The sequence below is a fragment of the Myroides albus genome, from assembly GCF_009711045.1.
In the GTDB taxonomy this organism is placed as follows: Bacteria; Bacteroidota; Bacteroidia; order Flavobacteriales; family Flavobacteriaceae; genus Flavobacterium; species Flavobacterium album_A.
Window position 1 is genome coordinate 1 of the sequence record NZ_WMJX01000011.1, and the last position, 21,417, is coordinate 21,417.

Genomic DNA, 21,417 nt, shown 5'->3' on the forward strand with positions numbered 1-21,417 from the left:
TGTTTTTTCTTCATGTTTTTTCTTCATGTTTTTTCTTTACGTTTTTTCCTGCTGGTGTATTCACTTTGTAATTGACTTTCTTTTCAATTTAAATCTGTTTTTCTTTCAGAAATTGGATAGGAGATTTCAGTTGTTTTATATCTTTGTTTTAATAACTTTTAAATAGTTGATAGTAGTGAAGAATGTTTTTCTATCAGTAAAAGATTTTACTGTATCAGGAGAGGAGTTTGATTTAATTGTGGATGAACGTTTAAATATTTTGCGTACTACCCCTGTTCCTTCTAATGAAGTTATTGGTGATTATTATTTGAGTAATGATTATATTTCTCATACGGATAGAAAGCAAACTTTTTTTGAGAAAGTATATCATCTAATTAAACTGTATAGTTTAAATAAAAAAGTTAGTCTTATCAATTCTTATCATCATAAGAAGGGGGTACTTTTAGATATAGGATGTGGTACTGGTGATTTTTTAACTTGTGCAGCAAAGTTAGATTGGAATGTATTAGGATTTGAACCTAATTCTAAAGCGAAGACTTTAGCTGTTAGTAAAGGAGTTGAAATCTGTGATGATCTGGATACTATAGAAAATGGAAGTGTTGATGTATTAACTCTATGGCATGTATTAGAGCATATACCAGATTTGGATGCCCAGGTACAAGAGTTTGTTCGTTTATTGAATAAACAAGGCGTTTTAGTTATTGCTGTTCCTAATTATGAATCTTATGATGCTACATATTATAAAGAGTATTGGGCTGCTTATGATGTTCCACGACATTTATGGCATTTTTCCAAAGAGTCATTAACTAAGCTTTTAGAGAATTATGGTTTTCAGTTAGAATCTATCAAACCTATGTACTTCGATAGTTTTTATGTTTCATTGTTATCAGAAAAGTATAAGAGTGGAAGATTGAATTGGTTGAAAGCTTTTCGCATTGGTTGTCTGTCTAATTTTAAAGCCAGAAAAACAATGAATTTTTCATCTCTTATTTATGTATTCAAATTGAAGGAGTAGTTCTTTTGATTTTGTGTGCTCCATTGCTATTTTGTCATCTTTTATTAGATTTCTAACATTTTTAGAGTGTGATTCTTGTTTTAAAGCTTTTTAAAGCGATTAATTACAGTTATGTATATAAATGTATGGTTTATTTGTAATAATGTCTTAAAACAGCTTTATTAAAGCTTGTTTTTATAGATAGTATTTATGATTTATAAGATAGCTATAAGTATTATCTATATTTATTTTTTTTATTATATAGCAAAAACTTTTGTTACATTTACATCAGTTTAAAAAAATAAGAAATGAAAAAAAGTTTATTAGTCTTAGGCTTAGCAACAATGTTGTTTTCTTGTAATAATTCTACTTCAAATGAATTTAAAACTGGATATGTAGATTCAGCTAAATTGTTTAAAGAATATGAAGAGGTTAAAGATGTAGAGTCTAAATTGAAAATTAAAGCTGACGAAAAAGGTAAAGCTTTTGATGGAGAGGTAGCAAGTTTCCAAAAGGAGGCTGAAGGTTTCCAGAGAACAGCTGCTCAAAAAGGGCAAGCTTGGGCAGAGCAAAAAGCTAAAGAACTTCAAAGAAGAGAACAAGAGTTACAGTTTAAGCAAAATACTTTGATTCAAGAGCTTCAAAAAGAACAAGGAGAACAAATGGATCTTGTTGTTAAGAAAGTTAAGGAGTATATTGCTGAGTACGCAAAGAAGAATAATTTTGAGTATGTTTTTAATACAGATGACGCTTCTACTATTATCTATAGTAAAGACGGTAATGATATTACAGATATTATCTTAAAGGAATTGAATGCGAAGTACAAGGGAGATTCTGCTGTTGCTAAAACAGACATCGCTCCAACTGAAGCTACACCAGAAAAAAAATAATAGAATCATTTTTCTATATATTGTATAAAGAGAGACTTACATAGTCTCTCTTTTTTTATTGTTCGTTTATCGATTTATGTTTTCTAATTATTGTAAATTGAACCAAAATTAAAAAAATGAATACTTTTTCTGAAGAAGCTAACTACGTTTTACAGTTTATAAACGAAACTAATCGCAGTATTTTTTTAACAGGAAAGGCTGGTACTGGTAAAACTACGCTGTTACGTGAAATTATCTCTACAACGCATAAGAATACAGTTGTAGTTGCTCCAACTGGAATAGCTGCTCTGAATGCTGGTGGAGTGACTATTCACTCTTTATTTCACTTACCTTTTGCTACTTTAGTACCAGATACAAAGAATCCTCCAATTTTTACAGATCATATTAAGATTGAGAATAGAGTTTCTTTAAGAAGGCATATGCTTATGAATAATGCAAGACGCTCTATTTTTAAGAATATGGAATTGCTTGTTATTGACGAAGTTAGTATGCTGAGAGCGGACGTTTTGGATGCAATGGACTTTGTTCTACAGTCGGTGCGTAAGAATAGTATGCCTTTTGGTGGAGTTCAGTTACTATTTATAGGCGACTTATTACAATTGCCTCCTGTAGTCAAGAATGAAGAATGGGATATTTTGAAGCGCTATTATGATGGAGTGTACTTTTTTCATGCTGAAGTTATCCGAAACAATCCTCCTTTATACATCGAATTAGAGAAGATATACAGGCAGTCAGATGACCGTTTTATTACCATTCTCAATAATTTGAGAAACAATAGAGTTACGCGTGAGCAGGTCGAGATACTCAATGCTTATTTAGACCCAACTTTTGATGTAATGAAGAATCCTGGTTATATCACGCTGACCACTCACAATGCTACAGCCGATAAGATTAACACTGAAGCTTTGAAAGAAATTGATAATAAGGAGTTCAAGTATGAAGCTGAAATTGTAGGTGATTTTCCAGAGAAGATATTTCCGATTGAATTTAATCTCGGGCTAAAGAAAGGTGCGCAAGTTATCTTCATTAAGAATGATATTTCTCCTGAGAAGAAGTTCTTTAATGGGAAAATGGGCGTTATTGAACGCTTATCTTCTAATGAAGTGTTTGTTCGCTTTCCAGAGGAGAATGTTACAATTGAAGTAGAACGCTATGAATGGCAGAATATCAAGTATACAGTAGATCAGAATACTAAGGAGATTAAAGAGGATGTATTAGGTACATTTACTCATTATCCTTTAAAACTTGCATGGGCAATAACAGTACACAAAAGCCAAGGTTTAACTTTTGATAAAGCCGTGTTAGATGTATCTCGTGTTTTCTTGCCAGGACAAGCTTATGTTGCATTATCTCGTCTGCGATCGTTAGAGGGGCTTGTCTTATCCAGTCCGTTGCGTATGAATGGATTAGAAAATGATACAGATGTGATGTCATATTCTCAGAATAAATCTTCTTTGAACGAGTTAGCATTTCAATTAGCTGAAGAGACACAAGTATTTTTGGGCAAATTTTTAATAAAAACATATTCTTGGTTTGATCTTAATACTTCTTGGCATACTCATTTGTACGGTTATTTGGCCGAAACAGATAGGAGTAAGAAGTCTTCTTATAAGCAATGGGCTGAGAAGATTACTAAAGAATTAGATAGTATACTTATTAATTCAGAGAAGTTCGTGAAGCAGTTGAAAGCATTGTTTCAAGAAAAACCTTTTCGATTTGATTTTACTAAAGAAAGAGTTTTTAAGGCTTATGATTATTTCTTTCCAAAGATGGATCACATTGTTTTTGAACTGCTATTTACGATAGCTCAAGTGAAACGTCAACGCAAGATGAAAGCTTTTTACGAAGAGCTTGTTGTTTTAGAGGATGAGCTATTAACAGTGGTTTTAAATATGAAGAAAGCCAACAAAATGTTAGAAGTACTTCACGAAGGGAAGAAATTATGCAAGGAGAATTTGCGTACTTTAGATAGTAGTGAATATAAAATCAACCATTTAGTTGCTATTGCTGAACTCATTAGAAATACAACTTTAGCAGTTGATGACGAGTATGATTTAGCCGATTTTAGTTCAGATAAAAAAGCAAAAGACAAGAAGGAAAAGAAAAAGCCAACTTATATGATTACGCTTGACCTGTGGAAAGAAGGTAATCGCATCGATGAGATTGCAGAACTTAGAAAACTTACTAAAACTACAATATATTCTCATTTAGGTAAGCTTGTAGAGGATAATTCCTTATCAATAGAAGATATATTACCTTCTGAAAGAATAATTGAATTACAGGCTTTATTTGAAGAATTTCATGGGAAGTCTATCTCAGAAATAAAAGCTGAGATAGAAGATAAATACTCTTGGGAAGAATTGAAGTTGTACCAACGATCTCGTCCTTCTGCTGCAGAAGGTTAGTATTTATTATTTTCTGTGTATTAATCTCGTTAGTTTGATTGATAAATCTGTAAATATCATTTTCGCATTTCCATTGCGTTCAATGTGATAAATAGCATCAGATAACTCATTAAATATATCTTGAATATTTGCTCCATTTACAAATGGGGCAAAATTCTCTAACTTAAATTTATCAACTGTCGTTTGGTAGTAAACTAAGTTAGGTGTTTGATAGTTTAACAATAATGCTTGTCTAAATAATTCAATGCAGTATTCTATAAATTGCTTTTGTTGTTCGCGACCTAATGAAGCTAACTCCTCACTCCATTCTATCAATTCTTGAATAACTCCAGCATTTCCCTTTGCTCTAAAGGCTGCTCTTACCCATTGTACAAACCATTTTTCAAATGGAAGTGCAACATCTATATTCTCAAACAAGTGAAATGCTTTATTAAGGTTCCCCTGAGCTTGTTTAGCTATTATCGCAGCTTGGTTTGTTGGGCAATTGTATTTAACTACTAATGCATTCTCTATTTCCTTGTCATTTAAAGGGTTAAATCTCAATATTTGGCAGCGAGATAAAATAGTCTGTAAAATGCTCTTTTCATTCTCAGTAATCAATAAAAATAGCGTTTTAGCAGGTGGTTCTTCTAATAGTTTTAATAATTTATTAGATGCCTCTGTGTTCATTTTATCAGCCATCCATATAATCATGATTTTGTATCCTCCTTCATAAGACTTTAGGGCCAACTTTTTGATTACTTCGGAAGCTTCGTCTACACCGATTTGCCCTTGTTTGTTTTGAATCTCTATCGCATTATACCAATCGAACAAGTTGGAATAGGGATTCTTCTTTAAAAAAGCTTTCCATTGATCAGCAAATAGATCACTCGTTGCGTGTTTCTTTACTTGATCTGTAGTTGCAACCGGATAAACGAAATGTAAGTCTGGGTGAGAGAGATTTGAAAATTTTAGATTGCAAGATTCGTTTCCTCCTGTATTCTCATTCCCTATGTTTTTACACAATAGGTATTGTGCATATGCGATTGCCATAGGCAAAGTTCCCGAACCTTCAGGACCCACAAATAGTTGAGCATGAGGGATTCGACCTGATTGAGCACTTTGTATTAAGTGATTCTTAATATTATTTTGACCGATTATTTCTGAAAATTGCATAGCACAAAGATAAATAAAATGCTAAGTAAATTAGTTTTATTTATAATTCAAAGACTATTGGATTTTAAGTGATTAATTGCAGTCTTTTGTAAGATGTATTAAAACAAGTTATTTTAATTATTCTGTTTTTTAAATTTAAAAATGTGCTGTATGTGTTTTTATTTAAGAATTACTCTATTATATTTATACTATAATCTCTTTCTGTAATAAATATCAGTCTTTTAGTTTACAAAATGGGTTATATTTGTGAATCAATAAAAAATAACTGGTTCAAATTTTTATATATGAAAACAATTAATGATTTCAATTTTAAAGGTAAAAAGGTTTTAATCCGCGTTGATTTTAATGTGCCTTTAGATGCAGACTTTAACGTTACTGATAGCAACCGTATTGAAGCTGCTAAGCCAACTATAGAAAAAGTTACTAAAGATGGAGGTATCGCAATTCTTGTTTCACACTTAGGGCGACCAAATGGAGAGAAAAATGCGAAGTATTCTTTGAAACATATTGTTTCTAAAACGGAAGAAATTTTGGGAAGCAAAATTACTTTTGTTGAGGATTGTGTTGGGGAACCAGTGAAAAAAGCAGTTGCTAATGCTAAAGCAGGTGATGTGATTTTATTGGAGAATTTGCGTTTTTACAATGAAGAAGAAAAAGGTGATGAGGGATTTGCAAAAGAATTAGGTTCAGTAGCTGATTTTTATATTAACGATGCTTTCGGTACTGCACATAGAGCACATGCTTCTACAACTATCGTTGCTAAGTTTTTCCCTGACAATAAATGCTTTGGTTTCTTATTAGCTAAAGAAATCGAAAGTTTAGATAAAGTACTTCACAGTAAAGATAAGCCTGTAACTGCTGTTTTAGGTGGTTCAAAAGTGTCTTCTAAAATTACTATTATTGAGAATATTTTAGATAAAATTGACCACATGATTATCGGTGGAGGTATGGCTTTTACTTTTATCAAAGCTATGGGTGGAAAGATTGGTAATTCTATTTGCGAGGATGATAAGTTAGATTTAGCACTTGATATCTTAGCTAAGGCAAAAGAGAAAAACGTTACTGTTCATTTGCCAATTGACGTAGTTGCTGCTGACGCTTTTGCAGCTGATGCGAATACTAAAATTGTCAATGTAAAAGAAATTCCTGATGGATGGCAAGGATTAGATGCTGGTCCAAAGACTTTAGAAGGACTAAAATCTGTTGTATTAGAGTCTAAAATCATACTTTGGAACGGGCCTTTAGGGGTATTTGAAATGGATAAATTTGCAAATGGAACTATTGAATTAGGAAACTTCATTGCTGAAGCTACTAAGAAGGGGACTTTCTCTTTAGTTGGAGGGGGAGATTCTGTTGCTGCAGTTAAACAATTTGGTTTAGCAGAGAAGATGAGTTACGTTTCTACTGGTGGAGGCGCTATGTTAGAAATGTTAGAAGGTAAAGTATTACCTGGAGTAAAGGCTATTCAAGATTAAGTTAAATACATTCACAGAAGAAAACTTTTAGTAAGGGTTTTCTTCTGTGATTTTTATAAGAGAAAAGTATGAAATACAGTGGGTTTGTTGTTCTTACTTGCGGCTTGTTTTCTATAGCAAGCTTAGCACAGTCGAAAGAAAGACATATTTTGGTCGAAGAAAATAATGTTGAGAATATTACTAATCAAAAGATTAATGTTGCACAAAGTAAAATTGAAGATCCAAGTGTATATTTAGATTCTATTAAAGCAACTTTTGTCAATCATAAAATCACCAATAAGATAGAGAAACAGTGGTTGAATAAGTTGAATAGTTCTGATATTTACGAAGAGATTCAAGAAGATATAGAAAGTATCGATTTAGCTCAAATAGACGATGAATATGACGGGTTAACTACTGATCTTTTAAAAGAACGTTTGCAATTACTTAATGAGAAAACACCTTTTAATGTGGAGTATAATGAAACATTAGAAAAGGTGATAAAGTCTTTTTTAAAGAAAAGAAAACGCTCTTTTGAACGATTAATGGGGGCTTCTGAATACTATTTTCCTCTGTTTGAAGAGAAGTTGGCTAAGTACAACGTTCCTTTAGAAGTGAAGTATTTGTCTATAGTGGAATCTGCTTTGAATCCCAATGCGCGATCTCGTGTGGGAGCTACTGGACTGTGGCAGTTTATGTATGCGACTGGTAAACAGTATAAGTTAGAAGTGAACTCTTTTGTAGATGAACGCATTGATCCTGTTAAATCTTCAGATGCAGCGGCAAAGTTTATGTCTGATTTGTATAGAATGTTTGGAGATTGGGACTTAGTTTTAGCTTCTTACAATGCTGGACCTGGTAACGTTACTAAGGCTATGCGTCGATCTGGGGAGTTTAAAAATTACTGGAATATTAGACATAATCTTCCACGTGAAACACAAAACTATTTACCAGCATTTTATGCTACAATGTATATGTTCGAATATGCAAAAGAACACGGTATTAATGCAGATAAAACTCCTATCCAGTTAGTTGAAACAGATACTATTGCTGTGAAAAGAGCAATTTCTTTTGATCAGATTTCTAAACTTTTAGATATTACAAACGAAGAAATAGAGTTTTTAAACCCTACTTATAAACTGAAGTTTATTCCTTATGTGAGTGACAAAGTGAATGTTGTCCGTTTGCCAATTGATAGAATAGGAATTTTTGCTTCTAATGAGGATAAGATTTATGCTTATGTGGATTTTGAAGAATCTAAAAAGGAAAAGCCTATCTACAATATGAACGAAATGCTTGCTGAACGCAGTGACTATAGATCAAAGTACCATACAATCCGCAAAGGAGAGAGTGTTGGTATTATCGCTCAGAAGTATGGACTGACTGTTGCACAGTTGAAGAAAATGAACAACATGAAGAGCAATACAATTTACCCTGGTAAAAAGCTAATTGTTGGAAAAACGGTAGTGGCTCAAGCTTCTGCCTCAAAAGGTTTTTATACGGTTCAGAAGGGAGATTCTCTATATTCTATTAGCCGTAAGATACCGGGAGTTACCATTGCGAGATTATGTGAGTTAAATAACATGCAGAATGATTCGCCTATTCACCCTGGAATGAAATTGAAAATAAAGTAATTTCATGCATAGAATACTGTCTGTTTTATTTCTTTTTTTGCTCTTGAGCTGTAAAGATGCTCTAAGAAGGGATTCTTTACCTCATTCATTTGGTGAGCACAATAGTATTTTAGTCGTTATTGATGATAAGCTATGGTACGGAAATATTGGAGATAGTATTCGTTCTTATTTAGCCTCTTTTGTAAAGGATGTAGAGCCTGCAGAATCGGAGTATAGCCTTTTGCAAATTTCTCCGAGGTTGTTTGATCAAGACTATAAGAAGTATAGGAATATTGTTGTCTTTTCTGATAACCACAATGATATAAATTTTTCCTATGAAGGGAATAAGTTTGCATCACCTCAAAACTATTTTGTCGTCACAGCAATGAATCGAGATGAATTAGTAAATACTTTTATTCTTGAGAATGATTCAATTAAGAATTTGATTAAGAAAACGGAGATTCAAGTGTATATAGATAATATTCGCTCTGAAAGATTACATCCTAAGGAGCTTTTATCACATCCTTTTGACATTGAGTTAGACTTACCTGTTACTTTCAAACAAGCTAAGAAAGGGGAGGACTTTATTTGGTTTAAGAAGGATATCGCATCGGGTAGTAGTAATATTCTTGTTTATGCAGTGCCTATCCACAATATTGAAAATGTGAACAATACTGTGATTGACAATATTATAGCTACTAAAGATTCAGTAACAAGAAAGTATATTCAGTCCTCTGAAGTTGGATCTATGATGAAAACCTACATCAAAGAGATATCTTCTCATAAGTCTATTGTCTTAGGAGGTAAAGAAGGTATTGTAATCGAAGGAACCTGGGATATGTTGAATAGTTTTATGACAGGGCCTTATATGACTTATGTTTTTAAGGATGAGGAAATTGACCGTTATGTTTTTATCGAAGGGATGGTTTATAATCCTTCCATGAGCAAGCGAAAGATGTTAGCTGAATTAGAGGGAATTATTAATACAATATATTTTAAATAAAGAGAGAGGTAATCCTTATTACCTCTCTCTTGTTTTTTAATGTGTATTTAAGCTATTATCTTACGTTTTATATGTATTGTGTTTTAACCTTATAATTAAGGTCTTAAATGCTTTTAAAAAGCGTTTATACATTTAAGTATATAGATTGAATTTTCTCTTTATCCACTTTTAATTGTTTAGTCAAGTAATGATCTATTGAAGAATATTCTTTATCAATGATATGGAATATTTCATTTAAATAAGCTTCTTTCACAGTCATCATATCGTTGAATGCTTGTTTCTGATTCTCGTGTTCCAATTGATAGACTGCAGACAATTGATTGATCATTGTTTGTACAGAATGATTTGTTTTTAAGTAATCTTCATAGATAAGTTCTCTCTCTATATCTAAGGCTGAAAGAAATAGTACTGCTGCAAAACCAGTTCTATCCTTTCCTGCTGTACAATTGAATAGAGTAGGAGTTCCTTGGTTGTTTATTAATTGCTCGAAGAATAGACGGTATTCTTTTTGATTCTCCAATACGAGTTGTCTATAGATACTCAAGAGGTATTCGTTTGCACCTTCTACATCTCCGCTTACAACAATTTTCTCAATACTACTTGGTGTTATTTTTCCTGGCGTGATAGGTAGGTGTATTGCATTAGTAGTGCAGTTTGGCAATTTATGGGGTTGTAAGCTTACTTCTTGTTTACTTCTGAAGTCAATAACGGAAGTTAAATTTAATTCACCTAATAACTTTATATCTTGATAGGTTAGGTCGTTAAGTTGCCCAGATCTAAAAATAATACCTTCTTTGATAGGTACGCCTTCTTTATTAGGAATTCCCCCTAAGTCTCTAAAATTTGTTTGGCCTTCTAAGGTTAACTTTGAAGAAGACAGTTGCACCGGGTTTTGTGAAGTGTGAAGTAAATTAGAAGATTTAAGCATTCTTTATTTCATTTTATTTGATCGTGTACTCCCCTAAAATACAAATAAAAATACGAATGTTAAAATCCTCAGTTAACTTTTGACTATTGCTTTTGTTGCAATTGATCTTTGAATTTCTCAAACATCTTAATCATTTTTTCATTCACTTCAGCAAAACTTAATCTGTCTTTGGTTTGATAAAACAACATTATAGCATAAGGCTGATCTATTATTTCTAAGAGTAAATGTTTGTTCAAGCGGTAAGATTCGCGAAGTAGTCTTTTGAAATAATTTCGATCAACCGCTTTTTTAAAGTGTTTCTTTGATACTGAAACTCCAATAGAAAGTGGAATGTTATCTTCTTGTTTATTCTCCAATGGTATATAGACCATACGCAAAGGGTATTTGCTGACAGACTTTCCTGTAGTAAATAATTCACTTATAGTAGTATGACTCTTTAATTTTTCCTCTTTTGGATAGGTAAACATGTTTCATTGGATTAGAATGCAAAGGTAGAAAAAGCTTAGGTATATTTAATAAAAAAAGCCACTTGCGTGGCCTTTTTTACTTTTGATATAAATTATTTTCTTGATTGACATCAGCCATAAATTGGCTTGGATCGATCATGATTGATTTAATACTTCCTTTTGCTTTTGGAATTATAAATTTGTACTCTGGTTGAGCCCATCCCCAGCCATCTAATACTGTTCTTTCGTATTGTACATATTGATTTGGTTTAGTCCAATGCATAGAAGTGTATGGTATGTAGAAAGTTTCCATGGTGTCATCTTCGTATACAACTAAGATATCTAACGGCATTCCACTTCTTCCAATTCTTTCTAAGGTAACTAATGTTTGATTCTTTTGAACTTCTTCTACAAATTGAACTGCATAGTCAATCGTATTGTTTGTTAAAGTCCAATCAATCATATACCAATCTAATACAGCACCAGAAACTCTCTCTGCTGTGCGTTTAAAGTCATTTGGTGTCGGATGACTAAACTTGTAATCGCTATAGAACTTCTTAAGGGATGCCATCATATTATCCCATCCTATGATGTAAGATAACTGTGTTAAGAATATAGCTCCTCTGCTATAGGCAGATGTTGAGTACGCTCTATTTGTTAAGTAGTGATCAGAATGTGTAGAAAGTGGTTCGTGCATATTCTTTTCAACTAATTTATAATAGCTTTTGTAGTTTGACGCAAATGGATTAGAACCTTGTTCTGGTAGTATCTTTACCATAGCCAAATCTGAAATAAAGGTCGTAAATCCTTCATCTATCCATTCGTGTTTAGTCTCATTTGTCGCTAAGGCGTGTTGAAACCAACTATGTGCTAATTCGTGAGCTGTAACTCCTACTAAGCTTTCAAAGTTTCTTTCTCCTGTGATTAGTGTACACATTGAATACTCCATTCCTCCATCACCTCCTTGTATGACAGAGTATTGTTCGTAAGGATATTCTCCTACATTCTCATTGAAAAACTCCATTAATTGAGCTGTTATTGGTTGTAGTTTTTTCCAATTCTCAATAATAGCAGGATTGTTCTTGTACAAGAAATGAAGTTTTACGCCATTTGGCCCTTGATAGGTGTCGTGAATATAATTGTTATCTGCTGCCCATGTAAAATCTAAAACATTTTCAGCTTTAAAATGCCAAGTTAATGTTTTGTCTTTTTTAGATGTAGCTACCTCTGTACCTGCATCTTGATAACCATGTCCAACCTCATTGTTATTCACCAATATTCCAGTACCTCCGACAGTATATTCTTTGTCGATTGTAATTTTAACATCAAAATTTCCCCATACACTGTGAAACTCTCTTCCTAAATACTGTTCTGTGTGCCAACCTTCAAAGTCAAATTCAGCCATTTTTGGAAACCATTGTGCCATGGAAAGTGCTACTCCTTCTTTTGATTGACGACCTGATCTTCTCACCATTTTAGGTGCTTGTCCTTCAAATGTCATAGTCAATTCTGTAGAGGTATTAGGAGCAAGAGGTTCTTTTAACTCTACCTCTAAAATAGTACCTACTGTTTTTGTAACCAATATTTGTCCATTCTGTTTTAAGTCACTCACTTTGACAAAACCTATTTCATCGGGTTTTAGTTTTGTGATTTTGCTTTCAGTAACTTTTCTTCCTCTGATATTTTTTGTATCTACCATTCTTGAATCAGGATCAGGAATGCTATTCAATAATGCATCCATGTCACTGCCTGGTTGAAAAGCATTGTAATACAGGTGGTAATACACGTTTTTCAAAGTATCATTTGAGTTGTTGGTATAGACAAGCTTTTGCGTTCCTTTATAAGTGAACTTCTTCACATCAACTTTCACATCCATTTCGTAGTCAACGTGTTGCTGCCAATATCCTGGGTTCGGATTATTATGCGCATCTACACTGATAAGGCCTGTTAGTGTTAAAGTAAGGGTTAGTATTAGTTTTTTCATAATTGATTATTCAAATTAAAACTCCACAATCATTTGGGTTTATAATTGTGGAGTCTGTAAAAGTGTTAGTAAGTATTAATTTGGTTTATTTTTTTGCTTTTGAAAGTTTCTCAGCCAATAGTAATGCATTGTATGCATTCACAAATTTTCCTGAAGTCGAAATTGAATCAAACTTGCGAACTTCTCTTTTCTCTCCAACAACTACATCAATATTCACAGGAACTCCAGAGTCCATGATGATTTTCTTTACTTCTGCTGCTGTAAATTCTGGATAGTAAGCTCTTACTAAAGCTGCTACACCTGCTACATTAGGAGAAGCCATTGAAGTACCTTGTAAGTATTGGTAAGTGTTGTGTGGTACTGTTGCATATATTTTCACACCAGGAGCAAATACGTCTACATCATAGTGACCGTAGTTAGAAAAACGAGCTACCATATGGTCTCCAAATTCTGGATTAAGAGCTCCTACAACTAAGAAGTTGTTTGAAATCTCTGGTCCCATTGCAACGTTGTCATTTGGGTATCTTTCTACACCACCTTCTATGTTAAGGTCCATAGCATCGTTACCTGCTGCTACAACGATTAATACGTCTTTTTTCTCTGCATATACGATTGCATCGCGTACCCATTGACTATTTTCTTCGTAGTATTTACCGAAACTACCATTGATTACCTTCGCTCCGTTATCTGCTGCATAGCGGATAGCTAACGCGATATCTTTATCGTATTCGTCTCCATCTGGTACGGCTCTAATTGCCATTATTTCAGCTACGTCTGATGCAACACCATCTCCTCCTAAATCATTGTGTCTTGATTGTGCAATAATACCTGAAACGTGCGTACCGTGTTTAGCTTCATCTCGATCTGGTCCTAATACGTTGTTGTTTCCGTAATATTTGTCTTCAATATTAGTTGGATCATCACCTACTAATTTGCGTGAAGTAGACTCCAGGTTTAGGTGATTGTCTAATTTGCTTTGCATTGCATTTTTATATGCTGCAATCCACGATACATCTCTACCACCTTTTAATAATCCAATGATCACATTTTTTGAATGTGTAATTTCAGCTGCTGTTAGATCATCTTCATCATCTTTTACTGGAATAGCTTCTAAATCAGCTAAAGTGTAATCCTCTTTTCCTAAGAATTTAGCAAGGCGTTCGCTTGCTCTTTCATACATTTCAGCCTTAACTTTTCCTTCGTATGCATCATTCTTTTCTTTTTCGTATTGAGCTACCGCTCTCTTATATTGAGCCGATCCATCATCTCCACGGCGAATAACACGCACCATTTCCACAGTTTCATGAACTGATTCTCCTAAGAAATTCCAGCCGTGAATATCATCAACATAACCATTGTTATCGTCATCAATATTGTTGCCTGCTATTTCTTTTGGGTTTGTCCAAATGTGATTTTTTAAATCATCGTGGTCTATTTCAATACCTGAGTCTATTACTCCTACCACTACTTTTTTAGGTAATGGCTTACCTTTTAGTAGTAATTCATAAGCTTTGTCTACTGACATTCCTGGTACTGTATCAGTAAGAATATCTAAGTGACTCCATCTCTTAAGTTGTTCTTCTGGCAATTGTGTAGTTCTCTTTTGTAAGTGATCTACATTCGTAATAGGTGCGTAATTCTGAGTGTTAGTTACTACACTCTTTGTTCCTCCGCAACTTGCTAAAGCTACTGCTAAAGCAGCAGAAAGATAAATAGGCTTAATCAATCGCATTATTGTTATATTTATTGTTTCTTCTGTAAAATTGTTTAAAAATATCAAATACTGGTAATTAGCAGGCTTACTTAACATTAAATTAATATATCAGCTGCTCGGTGTATTTCTTTTAAACGCACTCCTTTTTCAGTATTTTGAACTGTAATTACTTCATTGTGTGCGTCATGACCTAAAAACAAATACCAATTGTTATCAGCTGCCATTTTGAGAAACTTCTCCTTCTCTGCTAATGTCAACAAAGGTCTTGTATCATAACCCATGACATAGGGTAGGGGAATATGTCCTACTGTGGGTAACAAATCTGCAGGATAAGCAATCGTTTTGTCTTTGTACTTGAGGATGGGTATCATTTGTTTTTCAGTATGTCCATCTGCAAAGAATATATCAAAGCCTAAATCAGATTGTTTGAGCAAGTCAGTATCTGGTCTGTCTATAAAGTGTAATGCTCCACTCTCTTGGATAGGAATGATGTTCTCAGTTAGAAACGAAGCTTTTTCCCTTACATTTGGATTTGTAGCCCATTGCCAATGGTTTTCGTTTGTCCAATACTTTGCATTTTTAAAAGCATTTGTATATCCCGTCCTATCTGTGTTCCAATTTACCGCTCCTCCAACGTGATCAAAGTGCAAATGAGTCAAAAATACATCGGTGATATCATCTGGGTGAAATCCGTGTTTCTTGAGTGATTTTTCGATCGAATGGTCCCCCCACAAATAATAATAACCAAAGAATTTTTCAGACTGTTTATTTCCCATTCCTGTATCTACGAGAATCAGTCTGTTTCCATCTTCTATGAGTAGCAAACGGGCGCCAATATCGATAAGGTTATTGCTATCTGCTGGATTTGTTTTATTCCAAATTACCTTTGGTACTACGCCAAACATAGCCCCTCCGTCCAGTTTGAAGTTGCCACTTTCTATACTATATAGATTCATAATTTGATCGTTTTTGAGTTGTTGTGTGCAAATTAAACAAATAATGTAAAAGGGACAATTCTATGAGTAGTTTTGTGATGTTTAGTTTTCTGTATGTCAAATGTAATGTTGTTGAGCATCGTTGTTACGAAGATAAGATGCGTGAATGAAATTTGTTAGTTTCTTTGCGTGCTTTATTGAAAGGTTGTGATATTTTGAACAGTCTATAGTGGGTGCATTTCTTTATTCTGCAGGGATACATAAGGTGGGATACGCGAATTTGTAAGCGTGGATTTTTACCTTTGGCGTTGAATGTACTTAATAAGAGATTTATAGTTGAACCCTTCTTTTGTTTCACTGCTCTTGTCCTTTGGTAAGAGTAGGGGGGATATACTATTTGGTGCTTGGTTTTTACCGTTGCTGTTTTGTTAGTCTGGCAATTGTTGATCGCTTATCTACGCCTGTTTTTTTTTATTTTTTTTATCGCTATTTCACAGGTGTTTTTTAAAGTATTTTCGTTGTGTTCACTGATGAATTTTATATAAAATGTACTGGTTTAGCGTTCTTTTTTGTTCAGAGAGATTTTAACGTTGTATGCAGTAAGTGTAAGATTGCATTTTGGTGCAATAGGCTGTGTGTTATTATTTTGCATTTTGATAGCTGTTTTGCAGTAAAAAAAAGTAGAGGTTCTACCACAAAGAAATTCTGTTTTTTTGTGTTGTTTGTTTTAAAAAGGATAACTTTGTCTTTTGAATTTCAAATTCCTCTTTTTGTTCAATCAAATCTTATTTTTGTGAATTGTTGGATAGGATAAATGGTAAGAAATTTGCTATAAATGATTTTAAAAATCGAATTTATTAGAAATTTAGTCAAAAATGTATTTAAGTTTCTATATGATTTTAGCTAAACTCGTTCATTATCAATAGCTAATATTGCATTGCGGTAATAGATTTTTGTGATATTAGTATTAAAACTTCTAATCGTTATAAATATGTTAGTTATGATCACAAACCATTTTTTTATAATACCTTTGCGATGACAATTTTTTTAGAACTAATCTATTTAAGTAACGTATGATAAAAGTTTCAGATATAGCAAGAAAACACGTCGCTTTAATGATGGAGGACGAGGGTTTTAATCCTACTACTGACTTTGTTAGAGTAGGAGTGACAAGTGGTGGATGTTCAGGTCTTTCTTATCAACTTAAGTTTGACCATGAAGTTTCAGAAGAGGATAAAGTTTTCGAAGACAATGGTGTGAGAATTGCAGTTGATAAAAAGAGTTTTTTATACCTTGTAGGAACTACTTTAGAGTATTCAGGAGGGTTAAATGGAAAAGGTTTTTATTTCAACAATCCAAATGCAAGTAGAACTTGCGGATGTGGAGAAAGTTTTTCATTATAAGTTTATCATAGGAAAAGCAAACTTTAAGACAGTTTGTTTTTCCTTTTAGATATTAAATAGTTTAACGGAAAAGCATATTATGGTACTGCTTTTAAGGATTAAAATATGAGTAAGTATACAGAAGAAGATTTAAAGAAAGAATTAGAAACCAAAGAGTATGAGTATGGATTCTATACGGATATAGAAGCAGATACTTTGCCTATTGGTTTAAATGAGGATATTGTAAGGGCTATTTCTGCGAAGAAAGGTGAGCCAGAATGGATGACTGAATGGAGGCTTGAAGCTTTTCGTATTTGGGAATCTATGGTTGAACCAGAGTGGGCCAATGTGAGATATGAGAAGCCTGATTTCCAGGCTATATCTTATTATTCAGCGCCAAAGACTAAACCGAAGTTGGATAGTTTAGATGAAGTAGATCCTGAACTGTTAGATACATTCAACAAACTTGGTATTTCTATTGAAGAACAAAAGAGATTAAGTGGTGTTGCAATGGATATTGTTATGGACTCTGTGTCTGTAGCAACTACTTTTAAAGCTACATTAGCTGAGAGAGGTATTATATTTTGTTCTATTTCTGAGGCGATTAAGAACCACCCAGAATTAGTTAAGAAGTATTTAGGTAGCGTTGTACCGCAAACTGATAACTTTTATGCTGCATTGAATTCTGCAGTATTCTCTGATGGATCATTTTGTTATATTCCGAAAGGAGTTAGATGTCCAATGGAACTATCAACTTATTTCCGTATTAACCAAGCAGGTACAGGTCAGTTTGAGCGTACTCTTGTTATTGCTGATGAGGGAAGTTATGTTTCTTATTTAGAAGGTTGTACTGCTCCTTCACGTGATGAAAACCAATTACACGCTGCTGTAGTTGAGCTTATTGCTATGGATGATGCTGAGATTAAATACTCGACAGTACAGAACTGGTTCCCTGGTGATAGTAGTGGTAAAGGTGGAGTGTTTAACTTCGTGACTAAACGTGGTCTATGTGAGAAAAATGCTAAGATATCTTGGACACAAGTAGAAACGGGATCTGCTGTGACTTGGAAGTATCCTTCTTGTATTTTGAAAGGGGATAATTCTATCGGTGAGTTCTATTCAATTGCTGTTACTAATAATTTCCAACAAGCAGATACAGGTACTAAAATGATTCACCTTGGAAAGAATACGCGTTCAACTATTATTTCTAAAGGTATTTCTGCAGGTAAATCACAAAATAGTTATAGAGGTCTTGTACAAGTAGGACCACGTGCTGAGAATGCAAGAAACTTCTCTCAATGTGATTCATTGTTAATGGGTAATGAATGTGGAGCACACACTTTCCCTTATATTGAAGCAAAGCATCCTACTGCTCAGATTGAACACGAAGCAACTACGAGTAAGATTGGTGAAGATCAAATCTTCTATTGTAATCAAAGAGGGATCCCAACTGAAAAGGCTATTGCCTTAATCGTTAATGGATTCTCTAAAGAAGTCTTGAACAAATTGCCAATGGAGTTTGCAGTAGAAGCTCAAAAGTTATTAGAGATTTCGCTTGAAGGAAGTGTGGGTTAATCCATAGAAAGACAGCGAAATTTTAAACAAAACCTCAATTAAATACAATTAAACTTATGTTACAGATAAAGAATTTACACGCAAGTGTTGAAGATAAAGAGATTTTAAAAGGAATTAACTTAGAAGTAAAAGCTGGAGAAATTCACGCTATTATGGGACCAAACGGTGCTGGGAAAAGTACTTTGTCTTCTGTAATCGCTGGTAATGAAGCTTTTGAAGTTACTGAAGGTGATATCATCTTAGAAGGTGAGGAGCTTGGTGAATTAGCTCCTGAAGAAAGAGCACATAAAGGTGTGTTTTTATCATTTCAATATCCAGTAGAGATTCCAGGTGTATCCGTGACTAACTTTATGAAAACGGCTATCAATGAGTCGCGTAAAGCTCAGGGAATGGAAGAAATGCCTGCAAGTGAAATGCTTAAAAAGATTAAAGAGAAAGCAGAGTTGTTAGAAATCGATAGAAAGTTTCTTTCTCGTTCTCTTAACGAAGGATTCTCTGGTGGTGAGAAAAAGCGTAATGAGATCTTCCAAATGGCTATGTTAGAGCCTAAATTGGCAATCTTAGACGAAACTGACTCAGGATTGGATATCGATGCTTTGAGAATCGTTGCTAACGGTGTAAACAAGCTGAAAAGTAAAGACAATGCAATCATCGTTATTACGCACTATCAACGTTTATTAGAATATATTGTTCCTGATTTTGTACACGTTTTACACGATGGTAAAATTGTGAAGACGGGTGGTAAAGAATTAGCTTTAGAATTAGAGGAGAAAGGTTATGATTGGATTAAATCTTCTGTTGAAAAATAAGAAGTAAACCAATTAACTGATTTAATCATTTCTAATAGTAAATACATATGGAACTTAAAGATAAATTAATTACGTCTTTTGTTGCTTTCGAACAAGGGTTAACTGGTGAACACGATGTGTTACACAACATCCGCTTGGAAGGACTTAAGACTTTCGAAGAAAAGGGGTTTCCTACTAAAAAAGAGGAAGCTTGGAAGTACACGTCACTAAACTCTATTCTTAAGAAAGAGTTTACGATTCTTCCTAAAAAAGAAGTAGCCTTAGATTATAAAGAAGTTAAGAAATACTTCTTGAGTGATTCAGATACGTACAAATTGGTTTTTATCAATGGTATTTTTAGCTCTCATTTGTCTGAAACTACTCACGACGGTATTGATGTTTGTTTAATGTCTTCGGCAATGAACAAACCTAAGTATAAAATGGTTATCGATAATTACTATAATCAAGCGGTTGACAAATCTGATGTGTTTTCTGCATTGAATAGTGCTTATGCGACTGAAGGTGCTTTTATCAATGTACCTAAGAGCAAAGTAGTGTCGAAACCAATCGAGATTATTTACTTCACGACACTGGAGGATCAAGCTTTATTGACTCAACCTCGTAACTTAGTTGTCGTAGGTGAGAATGCTCACGTTCAGATATTAGAAAGACATCAAAGTTTAACTGACTCAAATGTTTTAACGAACTCAGTGACTGAAATATTTGCTCATAAACGTGCAATCTGTGATTATTATAAGTTACAGAATGATTTGGAAAGCAGTAACTTGATTGACAATACATTCATTAAGCAGAAACAAGAAAGCCGTGTGTCTGTACATACTTTCTCTTTTGGAGGTAAGATTACGCGTAATAACTTGAACTTCTATCAAGATGGTGAACGCATCGATAGTACGCTTAAGGGGATTACATTGATTGGAAACAAACAACACGTAGATCACTACACGCTGGTATCTCACAATCAGCCAAACTGTGAAAGTCACCAGAATTATAAGAGCATCTATGACGATAATTCAGTTGGTGTGTTTAACGGTAAGATTTACGTAGATAAAATCGCTCAGAAAACGGACGGATTCCAACAGAACAACAATATCTTGTTAAGTGAGAAGGCCGCTGTTTACACTAAACCGCAATTAGAGATATTCGCGGATGACGTGAAGTGTTCTCACGGATGTACTATAGGACAATTAGACGATGAGGCTATGTTCTATATGCGCCAAAGAGGTATTCCTCAGAAGGAGGCAAAAGCGTTGTTGATGTACGCTTTTACTGACGAAGTAATGGAAACTGTAAAGATACCTGAGTTGAAAGCGAAGGTTGCAAAATTGATTGCTACTAAGTTGGGAGTATCTATGGGATTTGAAATTTAATTTCTATTTATATTTTAATGGAAAATAAGGTTGTTTCTTTTTTAGAGACAACCTTATTTTTTTTGCTTTAAAATCAATATCTCTTATAAAAAAGAAACCAGACTATGTGGGGATATAGTCTGGTTATCTAAAAGAAAAAAGTTGTTGTTTTTTGTTGTACTTTGAATATATCTAATACTGTACCATTTTTTTTCAGGGTGGCGATTTTGTATTGTTTAAGAAGTATATCTTCTAATGTTTCCTGAAAATTGCTAAATAAGACTTGAATTTCTTTGTGTTGATTGTGATTTTATTGGCACAGATGTTTAGTTATTGGAGTTTTTGTTTGGTGTGATAGGAGGAGAGTATTCAAGAAGGTAAAGAGTAGCTTCATGACTTTGTTTGTTTTTAGCTCTTTTAGGGCCTTTATTTTTCTTAACCAACCTCATCGTTGTTTTATTGTATAAAATCGATTAGCGAGTCGTTTATGTACTAAATCGTTGTTGATTTTGTTTTGATGTAGGTTGTCACTACAGATTATGGTGAATGCAGTAGATGTTTATTGTCTTTTTTTATTGGATATTACTGCAAATCCTTTACATGATTTATCAGCACTGACATTGTGCTACTTTACTATTCACTTTATTATTGAGGTGGTGTTTGAGCACTTTTCTTATTTTGAAAAAAGCGTTAGTGCTTTGAATCATATCCACTTTACTACTTCTTACTCAAAAATTCTATCAGGTAATTGTATTCGAAAGTAATTGACTTAGAGATGGATAAC

Annotated in this window: 16 protein-coding genes; 10 read left to right on the top strand and 6 right to left on the bottom strand. The window is 33.7% G+C overall.

The genetic code is table 11. The features are described from left to right. The first annotated feature begins 175 nt into the window (after nt 1-175). From GJV76_RS06870 to GJV76_RS06880, 3 genes are all read left to right on the top strand, one after another. Nucleotides 176-1,015 carry a class I SAM-dependent methyltransferase gene (locus GJV76_RS06870; protein ID WP_258204681.1) on the top strand — a complete coding sequence of 280 codons (840 nt, stop codon included), beginning with the start codon at nt 176-178 and terminating at the stop codon, nt 1,013-1,015. A gap of 287 nt (nt 1,016-1,302) precedes the next feature. Then, nucleotides 1,303-1,884: an OmpH family outer membrane protein gene (locus tag GJV76_RS06875; protein WP_155091906.1), complete on the top strand. Its 582-nt coding sequence runs from the start codon at nt 1,303-1,305 to the stop codon at nt 1,882-1,884. Between the two features lie 116 nt (nt 1,885-2,000). Continuing rightward, on the top strand, nt 2,001-4,289 hold the full coding sequence (locus tag GJV76_RS06880; RefSeq protein ID WP_155091907.1) for a helix-turn-helix domain-containing protein: 2,289 nt from the start codon (nt 2,001-2,003) through the stop codon (nt 4,287-4,289). A gap of 6 nt (nt 4,290-4,295) precedes the next feature. Here the strand turns inward: GJV76_RS06880 and GJV76_RS06885 are convergent, their stop codons facing one another. Next, nucleotides 4,296-5,444, bottom strand: a complete 1,149-nt coding sequence (locus GJV76_RS06885; protein ID WP_155091908.1) for a DNA polymerase III subunit — start codon at nt 5,442-5,444, stop codon at nt 4,296-4,298. Between the two features lie 284 nt (nt 5,445-5,728). Here GJV76_RS06885 and GJV76_RS06890 point away from each other — a divergent pair, with 284 nt between their 5' ends. The 3 genes from GJV76_RS06890 (at nt 5,729) to GJV76_RS06900 (ending at nt 9,514) form a co-directional block, all read left to right on the top strand. After that, the gene (locus GJV76_RS06890; protein WP_155091909.1) at nt 5,729-6,919 is read left to right on the top strand and encodes a phosphoglycerate kinase; all 1,191 of its coding nucleotides are present in this window, start codon (nt 5,729-5,731) and stop codon (nt 6,917-6,919) included. A gap of 68 nt (nt 6,920-6,987) precedes the next feature. Beyond that, nucleotides 6,988-8,532 carry a lytic transglycosylase domain-containing protein gene (locus GJV76_RS06895; RefSeq protein WP_155091910.1) on the top strand — a complete coding sequence of 515 codons (1,545 nt, stop codon included), beginning with the start codon at nt 6,988-6,990 and terminating at the stop codon, nt 8,530-8,532. A 4-nt stretch (nt 8,533-8,536) separates the two neighbouring features. Further along, the gene (locus GJV76_RS06900; RefSeq protein WP_155091911.1) at nt 8,537-9,514 is read left to right on the top strand and encodes a DUF4837 family protein; all 978 of its coding nucleotides are present in this window, start codon (nt 8,537-8,539) and stop codon (nt 9,512-9,514) included. A 124-nt stretch (nt 9,515-9,638) separates the two neighbouring features. Here GJV76_RS06900 and GJV76_RS06905 read toward each other — a convergent pair whose 3' ends face one another. From GJV76_RS06905 to GJV76_RS06925, 5 genes are all read right to left on the bottom strand, one after another. After that, on the bottom strand, nt 9,639-10,442 hold the full coding sequence (locus tag GJV76_RS06905) for a tyrosine-protein phosphatase (RefSeq protein ID WP_155091912.1): 804 nt from the start codon (nt 10,440-10,442) through the stop codon (nt 9,639-9,641). A gap of 83 nt (nt 10,443-10,525) precedes the next feature. Then, a complete protein-coding gene (rnpA, locus tag GJV76_RS06910) occupies nt 10,526-10,909 on the bottom strand; it encodes a ribonuclease P protein component (RefSeq protein ID WP_155091913.1) in 384 nt (127 codons plus the stop codon). A 76-nt stretch (nt 10,910-10,985) separates the two neighbouring features. Further along, complete coding sequence (locus GJV76_RS06915; protein ID WP_155091914.1) at nt 10,986-12,872, bottom strand: M1 family metallopeptidase; 1,887 nt, start codon at nt 12,870-12,872, stop codon at nt 10,986-10,988. Nucleotides 12,873-12,957: 85 nt separating this feature from the next. Next, nucleotides 12,958-14,604, bottom strand: coding sequence for a S8 family peptidase (locus tag GJV76_RS06920; RefSeq protein WP_155091915.1), 1,647 nt, complete (start codon nt 14,602-14,604; stop codon nt 12,958-12,960). Between the two features lie 77 nt (nt 14,605-14,681). Continuing rightward, nucleotides 14,682-15,542 (bottom strand): MBL fold metallo-hydrolase, encoded by an 861-nt coding sequence (locus tag GJV76_RS06925; protein WP_155091916.1) that lies wholly within the window; start codon nt 15,540-15,542, stop codon nt 14,682-14,684. Between the two features lie 1,052 nt (nt 15,543-16,594). On the opposite strand from GJV76_RS06925, the gene GJV76_RS06930 reads away from it, so the two are divergent. From GJV76_RS06930 to sufD, 4 genes are all read left to right on the top strand, one after another. Further along, on the top strand, nt 16,595-16,924 hold the full coding sequence (locus GJV76_RS06930; protein ID WP_155091917.1) for a HesB/IscA family protein: 330 nt from the start codon (nt 16,595-16,597) through the stop codon (nt 16,922-16,924). 105 nt (nt 16,925-17,029) lie between these two features. Further along, nucleotides 17,030-18,478: a Fe-S cluster assembly protein SufB gene (sufB, locus tag GJV76_RS06935; protein WP_155091918.1), complete on the top strand. Its 1,449-nt coding sequence runs from the start codon at nt 17,030-17,032 to the stop codon at nt 18,476-18,478. Between the two features lie 56 nt (nt 18,479-18,534). Beyond that, the gene (sufC, locus tag GJV76_RS06940; protein WP_155091919.1) at nt 18,535-19,287 is read left to right on the top strand and encodes a Fe-S cluster assembly ATPase SufC; all 753 of its coding nucleotides are present in this window, start codon (nt 18,535-18,537) and stop codon (nt 19,285-19,287) included. Nucleotides 19,288-19,334: 47 nt separating this feature from the next. Next, complete coding sequence (gene sufD / locus GJV76_RS06945) at nt 19,335-20,654, top strand: Fe-S cluster assembly protein SufD (protein ID WP_155091920.1); 1,320 nt, start codon at nt 19,335-19,337, stop codon at nt 20,652-20,654. Nucleotides 20,655-21,417: the final 763 nt, after the last annotated feature.